We start from the raw sequence: 8,911 nt of genomic DNA, 5'->3' as shown, positions 1-8,911 counted from the left end.
AGTAAGGATACTATAGTAGGATTATCTCATACTCTAAATGTAGGAGCTAGTAATACACTAAGAGTAGCTAAAGATAGTAGTGAATCTATTGGGGGAGATAAGGAAATAGAGATAGGTAATAATCTTTCTAGTAGTGTTGGTGGGGATAAGGCAGAAAATGTAAAGGGGAATAGTGTGGAAGTGGTGGAGAGGGATAAAGATATATCTATTAATAAAAAGCTTAATATCCAAACACAAAATGAAATAACCATTCGCTCTAATGATAATATATATATGAGTTCCCCACAATCTCTTAGCCTAGAATCTGATACAAATGCAGTGATAGTTTCTGATAACATCTCTATGATAGCAGATTCTAATTACACCTTAAATGCCAATAATGAAGCCTCTATGCAAGTAGGCGATACTTCTATCACAACCAAAGGAGACTCTGTTATAATAAAAGCTGGTGGCATAGAAGTAGTTATAGATTCTAATGGTTTAGTAGTGAAAGGTGGGGAGATTAAAACGGAATAGGGATAAATAAGAAAGATTGATTAAAAAATAAAAACTAAGAAAAAGTATAATACTACATAAGATAGAGTTGGAATAGAGCACAAAGAATATAAGTATAATATGTCAAGTTTTAACACAAAGCCTATACACATACAAGTAAGAGATGTCCATTGTAATCTTATAGAGAATGCTAAAATAAAGGTTATAGAAAGAAAAAGTGGTAAGATTCTCTATAATGAAAAAAGTCCAAATGGCGAAGTCATACTAGATGACATAGAAAGTCTTAAAAATTGTCATGCCTTTAGAGTAGAGATAGAGCACCCACATTATAAAAGCAAACCTAAAACCAATGCTCCTTGTATTAGACTAGCAAACCTCCATAAACCTCATACTTTAGAATTCCCCCATCAAACTAAACTCTTAGTTAGCAATGTCTATGCAGAGCTAAGAGAAATAGGATCTAAAGAAAGTAAAACACCACAACAAGAAAACTGCCCACATAACAACGCAAATACAATATGCCTACCAACACGCACATATAATTTTGATACAAATACAATAGCCGACCAAGAAGCCACAGAATCTTTAAAACATATACAAATCCACCTCAAAGCCTACTACAATCAAGACACTATCCCCAATAAAGATAAACAATCTACAACACAACAACAAATATATCAAAACCAAAAGACACAAACAAAATGGGGATATATTACCTCAAGTCCTTACCAACACACAACAAAGGAAAATATAAACTCTCCTATAAAAGAACACGAAACATTTAGAATCCTTGCAGATTCAGAGGGTAATGAGATAGTGGGTGAAGAGATAACAATACACTTAAAAGAGGAATGGCTAGACAAACAAATTAGATTCTTTGCTTTTGTAGAAAATCCCAAATATGAAGTAGGTATCACACTCTATATTTATTCTCCAATGCAATACAAAGAGGAGGGGCTTATTGATGTGAGTGGGTATATTGTGGGGTTTTTTGCAGGAACAAAAGCAAAAGCTGCATATCAATTTGGTTATAGCGCAATTAATGCTATTGCAAATTTGGGACGAGACAACACAAAAACAATTGATAATATACCGATACAGACACTTTCCAATCAAGCCGCAAGGAGGTGGTATAACGATAAATTGAATACAATAGGAAATCCATATCGCACAATACAAGACTTAAGGCAACAGGCAGAAAAATTGCATGAATTGAGAAATACTACTAAACAACAAGCAAGGGAGCTTATGCAAGATAGAATTATGGCTTGGCGATTAAACATTGACCCACGCACAAAAATAAAACCTTTTGAATATTATGTCAAAAAATATTCCAAAAAAGGAGAGAATCTCGATGAAGTATATAGAAAAATTATTGATAGCTCTAAAAGGACTAACGATAAGGTTAATAAAAAGTATCTCAAATGAGATAGAAAATATCATAAAAGAGGAGGATAGCATGAAAGAATACAAACAAAAACTAGAAAACCACAGCTTACAATCTAGTAGTTTAGAGGCACAGAGAGAAACAACAAAAACAGATAATCCTATATGGTATGACAAAGAATATAATGAGGACAATAAAGGAAATATGCGTTGGGAGTTTGAAATATGGAATTTTGGCTATTTGGACGCATTTGATTATTGCAAAGATATATGGTTGGCATTTGGTTACAATATCATTGTAGGAGAGCATATTGACTATGTGGAGACTTTAGTTTGGTTTTTTAGCATAGATGACTTACCATGCATGTGGTGCTTTAATGACTATCCTCCATATCAGTATGTTACCCTTTGCACAAGAGAAACAGAGGAGAATCTTAAAAGACTTGAGGAGTATGTAAAAGTTATTGTTGATGAATTAAATAAATGTGTGAAAAATAATGAGATTGAGCCATTAATGTAATGCAAAGATTTATATCACTTCAAACAAATATCAATATGACCCTTTTAGGAGATAGTGTAGAAACCATAGCCCAAAGCGACATCAATACTCAAGCCCAAAATCAAATAACCCACCAAGTAGGCGACACTACCATAACCGCTACTTCAGATTCTGTCATCATCAAAGCTGGAGGAGTAGAAGTAGTTATAGATTCTAATGGGCTTGTGGTTAAAGGTGGGGAAGTGAAAGCAGAATAAAAGAAAGCAAACAAAATACAAAAACTAAAAGGTGGTTTAATGGATAATGGAGCAAAAAAGATATAGTAATACTAAAACTAAAGAATCTGGGGAATGGAGAAAGGAGATAATTAAATGAAAGAGAAAGAAAATATAAATGAAAACAAGCAAAAATTAGAATCAAAAGACTTGAAAACTGGCACCAATACTAAAGAAATAAAGCTAGATTCTCATGGTGATGAGATAGTGTATGAGGTAAGGCATAGGCTTGGCATACAAGATACTATACAATATATAATAATGTTTATGTTTGGAATTGCGTTGGTATATGCAGGTATTAAGGCTCTTGTATTGCAGAAAATAGATATTGTGATAATATCAATGCTTCTTGGCATTCCTTGTGGATTATCAAGTTTTTATCGTCTTTTCTGTGCAAGAAAAGATAGATTCTATGTTGCAAATAATGGTATAGGATTTGAGTATAGGCATTGGTTTAGAATGCACAAGAGATTCTTTAAGTTTGGAGAAGTAGGATTAGCTTTATTCTGTTTACCAGCACCTGTATATTTTGATAGCTCTAAAGAGATTTTCATTATTCATCCAATTAATATTACTTATAAGCTTATGGCTTTCCCTCGCCTAAGAGATAAAAATTATAAACATTATATCTTTTGTAAAGTCTTGACTGAACTTTATCATGATGATATAAAGGCAATTCTTGTATTCATCCGTCAAAAAACCAAAGAAGCCTTAGAATCTCAAGGGATAGAAATTTCAGATTCAGAACTTAGAGATAAATTTAAACATTTATTGTATAAGGATATCTAATGCAAAATCCCACTACTCTAACTTTACCACCTGTTGTTGCCCATGCTGATCCTAATTATCCAGAAAAGAAATATAAAGAACTCAAAAGCCTTTTAGATAAAGGACAAAGAGAACAAGTTATTACTGAGTTAAAAATTCTCTACCCTAAAGATCCTTATCTTGCAAATACAATAGCTAATCGTTTGGGCATTGATATACAAAAAGAATTAGGTATTTATCACTACCGAGATTCTAACTATTCCACAACTGCACAAATCACAAATGAAAATAGTTTTGAAATCATTACGCAATATGATAATTTTCATGATACTTTAGAAACAATACGAAATTACTCTCAATACAAAGGCAATTTAGCAGATACCTTAATGGCTGGAATAAGTGCCATGTTTGCGTCTATGGCAGAATTATTAAGAAAAACTAAAGAAAGGATAGCATAATGAGTGAGAATCTAAAAAGTGATAGAGAATCTAACAATACAACAAAGCACATAGAATCTACAAAGCTAGATTCTGCAAACAAAGGTGAAGTGCGATTAGATTCTCATGGTGATGAGATAGTATATGAAATATGGCATAACCCTAATTGGTGGGATTATTTCTTAATGAGTGTATTTTTTATGTTTGGTGTTGCTGTGGCGTATAGTGGCACAGAAGCTTTTTTGCTTAATAAAATAGAGAACTCATTATTTGTTACATCATTAGTTTTTGGGATTCCTGCATTATTATTGAGTTTCTATTATCTTTTTTATGCTCATAAAAACAGATTCTATATTACCACACAAGGTATAGGATTTGAGCGTAGAAAGTGGTTTAGAATGCAAAAGAGATTTTATAGATTTGGAGAAGTGGGATTTCAAATGGTTTCAGCTCCCACAGGTTTATGCCCCATTACTCCAGTAAATAGAATTATTTTTTTTCCTTTAGGGAATCACAAAGGACGAATTTTTCTTACTTGGCAATTAAGTCCTTTGCATAGTCTTTCATTAATGGCTTGGAACACATACATATCCCCAAAACTCTACAATGAAATAACTGAACAAACCTACTTGAAAAACTTTCTTATCAAAAAAACCAAAGAAGCCCTAGAGGCAAAAGGCATAGATACAAAAACCTTATGTTATGATTTAGACAAACAATTTTTGGGGAAATAAACAAATGAACAATAATAACGAGAATGCTAGTGTAGGCGTTACATTTAAATTTGGTAATAAACAAGGTGTAAGTGCTGAATTTGGCGTAATAGAATCTAATCCTAATGCTCCCTATAATCCAAATAACAATCTTAAACTCTATGATTCTAAAGATACATACAATCGTATTCCTAGTGTAAATGCAATAGTGTGTTATATACATTGCGATGATTTTATAAGCAATCATACAAATAATAACACTAAACAAAGCACAATAGATTCTAACTCTATCTTCAGTAATATAGAATCCACAAACCAAAACAATACAAACAAGCCCTTTAACTATAAAGATTCCCATATCACAGCTAAAGAAATTATAAATAATGACAACACTTCAACTTTAGTCATAGAATCTAAAACAAACTTATTAGAATATCAAGGCAATACTGCTGATACTCTCATGACAGGCTTAAGTGCCATGTTTGCATCTATGGCAACATTAGCAGAAAAATATGAAGTAGATAAAACACTAAAGGAAGTAGCTAAGGGGGCATTGGGATCTAAAGGTAGAATCTTATCTAGTGTCTTATTCCAAACAGAGGGAGCGTCCGTAAGTCTTGCTTATAATTATGGCAATAATGGAAATGATATGTTAAAAGCAGGAGTTAGTGTGGGGATAGAATTATTTACTGGTTGGGTGGCTGGAGTTGTTGCTACTGCACTTATACCAGCATCTGCCCCTGTTTTGGCATTTGTTGGCGTATCCGCCCTTGCCGCAGTAGGTATTGGTTATTTTCTTAATACCAAAGCAGGTAAATGGGTGGTCAATGGTATTACCGAATATCTAGTTAAACCTCTTATCGACTCTATTGAATCCAAACTCCAATCTTTCTTTTCTATGTTTGATTCTAATCCTTTAGAATATGAATTAGTGCCAAATCCTACTTTAGAATCCAAAGACTACCAATCCCTTATAGAACTTCTCTTAAACAAAAACTCTAATGCCCTTGATATAGATACACTCTTGCATACTTTTCCTAATTACCTTGCTTATCCTACACATGCTACTACAAATTCTACAAACTCTTCTCTTGCTCTCTATACTCCAAAAGAAGCTCTCCCCATACACATTACAGCTCAATGCTTTAATCACAAAAATGAGCCCCTAGCCAATAAAGAAATCTATGTGTATTCTCCTAACTTTTATTCTTTTGTAGATAGGGCTAGAAGTGATGATAATGGGTATATAGTATTTAATAATGCTTGTGTAAGCTCTAATATGACAAATTCTGATTTATACTTTGTATTGAATAGGTGTGGATTAGATGAAGAACAAAAAGATTTTCATATTAAAATCTCTCCTTCTAAGACTATTCAACCAAAGGATAAGAAAGCAAAAGAACTTTTAGAACAAAGATTAAGCTTTGAGAAAAACATTCCTAAAGCTATCACTCTTAATGACAATATAAAGCCCAATATTAAGGTTATATCTATAGAGTGTAAAGATATAAAATATACTCATAATAATGCAAACACTCAAGTAAAAGTAAAGTCTAACACTCCACATAACATCACTATGAATAACACAAGCATAAAATCTCATCATACAAACAACACTATAGAATCTATCACGCTCAAAGCCCACTATGTCTTAAGAGATTCTCAAAGACAATACATACAAGGTGATGAAACAACATATACACAAGATTCCATACAAAGACATAAACATAAAACAAAATGGGGCTATATTGTATTTGATAAAGAGGAAGATATAGAGCAAACATTAAAGCAACTCAATAAGACACAACCTCTGATTTATTCTAAGAGATTTAAAGAATTAGAAAATATTAAAGGGGAAATAGTCAATATTCCTTTCAAAGAAGAATGGGAGAATAAGCAAATAAGATTCTTTGCTTATTTATGGAGAGCAAATAGAGATGTGGGAATAGATGTGGAAAAAAGAGAATATAGCTATATCATCCAAGTAGTCCATACCAAGCAAGAGGAAAAAGCTTGGTATGAGAATGAAAAGCTATGGAATACCATAGATGCTGTATCATTAGGTGCTGCTTTTATCCCTGTGGGTGGTTGGACTGCTGGTATGGGAATTAAAGCTGGTGCAGAAGGTGCAAAAGTTGCTATCCGTTGGGCTAGTAAGAAACTCACAACAAGAACTCTAAAACTAAGAAATACGCAAAACAAAATCACAATTCAACAATATGAGTATAAAATAACAAAATATATCACTCGTTCTACCAATAGAGTAGCTAAACCTAAATATCCAAAACAAAGCCTTAGCCAAATGCCACAGCATGTAAGGGCTAGGTATGAGGAAAGAGTAGCGAGTAATTGGAAAAGAAGTAAGGGGGTGCCGGACAAGAAACTTGAGGCGGGTAGAAAATGGAAAAACGATATAGCACAACTACCTACGAGAGACACTAAGGGCAATCCTATCTTTTACAAAGAACACGATATAAGCATAGCAAGTAGTCAAAGTGGTAGAGGTGCAGAACGAATTGTAGTAGGACATAGTCAAGATGGCAATGTGTTGTATGACTATATCTACTATACACCCAATCATTACAATGATTTCATACATTTGATACCAAAATAAAGGAGAATACAATGTATTTAGATGAGGAATCAAAAAACTTTAAATACGATATGGAATATGGAATCTATACCATACAAAGCGAAAGTGAGATACCAAAGGAACTCATAGAGGACAAATATACTTTTTATGTCAAGATAAATGGCAAGGATATAAAAGATTATGAATTTGACTATATGGATATTATGCAAAATGCCTTTTTATTTCACACTAAAGATTGTGTAGGGAATCCCAATGCTTTTAGAGATTGGATGAGTGTTTTAGAATGGCTTACTTATGATGATGGAAATGGTATAGCCTATAAAAATATTATCTTAGTTTTTAAGCATTGGAATGAAGTGGGTAAGGGTTTTTTAAGTAGCGGGAAAAAGGTAAGGGAAAAGATATTGGAGGATTTTATAGAAAGTGGAGACTATGATAACTCTTGTGGAGGAATCTTGAGGCAGCTTGATTTTCAAGGGCGTTTAAAAGTTTTCAATATCTACCTAATCCTATAACAACAAAGCCTTAATCAAATGCCACAGAATGTAAGGGCTAGGTATGAGGAAAGAGTAGCGAATAATTGGAAAAGATTAACAAAATATGCTAAAAAAAATAGAACCTAGAAACGATAAAAAATATGGAGAGCATATTGATAGGACACAACTAAAAGATAAAACAGAGATTAATTTTAGACAAAAATCCAAAAGTGGTTCACAAGGCAAAAGCGGTGATGAAACCATAGATATTAAATTTAATTCAAAGGGAGAAAAAACCATTTGGAAAATTCATTATTAAGTTTCAAGGAACTAAAATGGAAATAAAGTTAATTTATGGTTTGGGCTATCAGGTTTTTATGGAGAAAGGTAGTTATGAATTTAAGGTAAGTTATGAGGAGGGTTGGGAAGATTTAATTAATGTTTTTTTAAAACTCTATCCACAGGCAAAAAAGACAGATATTTTAGAACTATTGGAATATATGCTAATGTATATGATATGCTCCGAAAATAGATTAAGAGAATGTGATGAGATTCTTTGGTTTCCACTAAGTAAGGATAGCGAAGGTTATGGTAAAAATGGAGTTTGTTTTAATGAACCTCTCCCAAGCTTTGAGAGTGAATATATCAGTATTTTGGGGGAATTGTTTCTTGCTGGATATGTAGATTTTGTGGCAGAGGAGGAAATTAAAGAAAAAGAATACAAAGATGTCTATTTGTCAGAATATAAAGCAAATATATATGAAGCTTGGAAGTATTTTAGGGATAATTATTTTTATAAATATGCTTTTCAAAAGTTTGATGATGAGGATATTTTAATCTATAATGGCAAAGAATATAGTGTGCGAGATTGTCCGAGATATTATGATGAAAAAGAAAAAATGAAAATACTTTGTGGTTATAGCACAATGTATAGCCCTACCTCTTGGGACACACCAAAGTATTGGAGTCAATATAATATATTGGTAGTCCGCACAGAAAAAGGCACAAAATATTTTAATGAGATTCTAGCCCCTAGATTCTATAACAAATACAAAGATTTAGAAGTTGAGATAGATGATAAAGGCAATATTGTGCGTTGGATTGGAGAGATTAATAGATGAGTTGTTGCTACAATGAACTCACTCTCTCTAATCTAAAAGATAATGAAGAAATCTATATAAGAGCACAAAAAGACTATAATGAATATATTAAACATAATTTCTCTCAAACCATACACAACAATAAAGATTCTAAAGTAGAAGGAAGCTA

At 32.6% G+C, this 8,911-nt stretch carries 11 protein-coding genes and 1 pseudogene; all 12 read left to right on the top strand.

The annotated features are described in order from the left end of the window. Positions 1-516: bacteriophage T4 gp5 trimerisation domain-containing protein (locus tag C6H17_RS11535; protein ID WP_233714124.1), on the top strand; the 516-nt coding region annotated here is incomplete at its 5' end. Positions 517-615: 99 nt separating this feature from the next. Beyond that, positions 616-1,923, top strand: coding sequence for a hypothetical protein (locus C6H17_RS13170; RefSeq protein WP_233714123.1), 1,308 nt, complete (start codon positions 616-618; stop codon positions 1,921-1,923). A gap of 31 nt (positions 1,924-1,954) precedes the next feature. Next, complete coding sequence (locus tag C6H17_RS11520; protein WP_051355165.1) at positions 1,955-2,401, top strand: hypothetical protein; 447 nt, start codon at positions 1,955-1,957, stop codon at positions 2,399-2,401. Next, complete coding sequence (locus C6H17_RS11515; protein WP_005219515.1) at positions 2,401-2,637, top strand: hypothetical protein; 237 nt, start codon at positions 2,401-2,403, stop codon at positions 2,635-2,637. The genes C6H17_RS11520 and C6H17_RS11515 overlap by 1 nt, the downstream gene beginning before the upstream one ends. A 114-nt stretch (positions 2,638-2,751) precedes the next feature. Further along, on the top strand, positions 2,752-3,444 hold the full coding sequence (locus C6H17_RS11510; protein ID WP_005219517.1) for a hypothetical protein: 693 nt from the start codon (positions 2,752-2,754) through the stop codon (positions 3,442-3,444). After that, positions 3,444-3,881, top strand: a complete 438-nt coding sequence (locus C6H17_RS11505) for a hypothetical protein (RefSeq protein ID WP_005219518.1) — start codon at positions 3,444-3,446, stop codon at positions 3,879-3,881. Before C6H17_RS11510 ends, C6H17_RS11505 begins: the two co-directional genes overlap by 1 nt. Next, on the top strand, positions 3,881-4,594 hold the full coding sequence (locus C6H17_RS11500; protein WP_005219524.1) for a hypothetical protein: 714 nt from the start codon (positions 3,881-3,883) through the stop codon (positions 4,592-4,594). Before C6H17_RS11505 ends, C6H17_RS11500 begins: the two co-directional genes overlap by 1 nt. A gap of 4 nt (positions 4,595-4,598) precedes the next feature. Further along, a complete protein-coding gene (locus C6H17_RS13165) occupies positions 4,599-7,187 on the top strand; it encodes a ribonuclease domain-containing protein (protein ID WP_020996037.1) in 2,589 nt (862 codons plus the stop codon). An 11-nt stretch (positions 7,188-7,198) separates the two neighbouring features. Further along, on the top strand, positions 7,199-7,681 hold the full coding sequence (locus C6H17_RS11480; protein WP_005219529.1) for a hypothetical protein: 483 nt from the start codon (positions 7,199-7,201) through the stop codon (positions 7,679-7,681). A gap of 85 nt (positions 7,682-7,766) precedes the next feature. Further along, positions 7,767-7,961 carry a hypothetical protein gene (locus C6H17_RS12620; RefSeq protein WP_005219531.1) on the top strand — a complete coding sequence of 65 codons (195 nt, stop codon included), beginning with the start codon at positions 7,767-7,769 and terminating at the stop codon, positions 7,959-7,961. Between the two features lie 16 nt (positions 7,962-7,977). Beyond that, positions 7,978-8,763, top strand: a complete 786-nt coding sequence (locus C6H17_RS11475) for a hypothetical protein (protein WP_020996036.1) — start codon at positions 7,978-7,980, stop codon at positions 8,761-8,763. Between the two features lie 8 nt (positions 8,764-8,771). Then, positions 8,772-8,911, top strand: a pseudogene (locus C6H17_RS11470) (bacteriophage T4 gp5 trimerisation domain-containing protein); the annotation flags it as partial.

Origin of the sequence: Helicobacter rappini (assembly GCF_900198625.1) — a bacterium.
Classification (GTDB): Bacteria; Campylobacterota; Campylobacteria; order Campylobacterales; family Helicobacteraceae; genus Helicobacter_A; species Helicobacter_A rappini.
Note: the sequence above shows the minus strand (reverse complement) of the source record. Positions and strands in the feature narration are given on the sequence as shown.

Bases quoted from the DNA above. Each gene is read 5' to 3' on its own strand.
- C6H17_RS13170 (WP_233714123.1), top strand. From the start codon at position 616: ATGTCAAGTTTTAACACAAAGCCTATACACATACAAGTAAGAGATGTC.
- C6H17_RS11520 (WP_051355165.1), top strand. From the start codon at position 1,955: ATGAAAGAATACAAACAAAAACTAGAAAACCACAGCTTACAATCTAGT.
- C6H17_RS11515 (WP_005219515.1), top strand. From the start codon at position 2,401: ATGCAAAGATTTATATCACTTCAAACAAATATCAATATGACCCTTTTA.
- C6H17_RS11510 (WP_005219517.1), top strand. From the start codon at position 2,752: ATGAAAGAGAAAGAAAATATAAATGAAAACAAGCAAAAATTAGAATCA.
- C6H17_RS11505 (WP_005219518.1), top strand. From the start codon at position 3,444: ATGCAAAATCCCACTACTCTAACTTTACCACCTGTTGTTGCCCATGCT.
- C6H17_RS11500 (WP_005219524.1), top strand. From the start codon at position 3,881: ATGAGTGAGAATCTAAAAAGTGATAGAGAATCTAACAATACAACAAAG.
- C6H17_RS13165 (WP_020996037.1), top strand. From the start codon at position 4,599: ATGAACAATAATAACGAGAATGCTAGTGTAGGCGTTACATTTAAATTT.
- C6H17_RS11480 (WP_005219529.1), top strand. From the start codon at position 7,199: ATGTATTTAGATGAGGAATCAAAAAACTTTAAATACGATATGGAATAT.
- C6H17_RS12620 (WP_005219531.1), top strand. From the start codon at position 7,767: ATGCTAAAAAAAATAGAACCTAGAAACGATAAAAAATATGGAGAGCAT.
- C6H17_RS11475 (WP_020996036.1), top strand. From the start codon at position 7,978: ATGGAAATAAAGTTAATTTATGGTTTGGGCTATCAGGTTTTTATGGAG.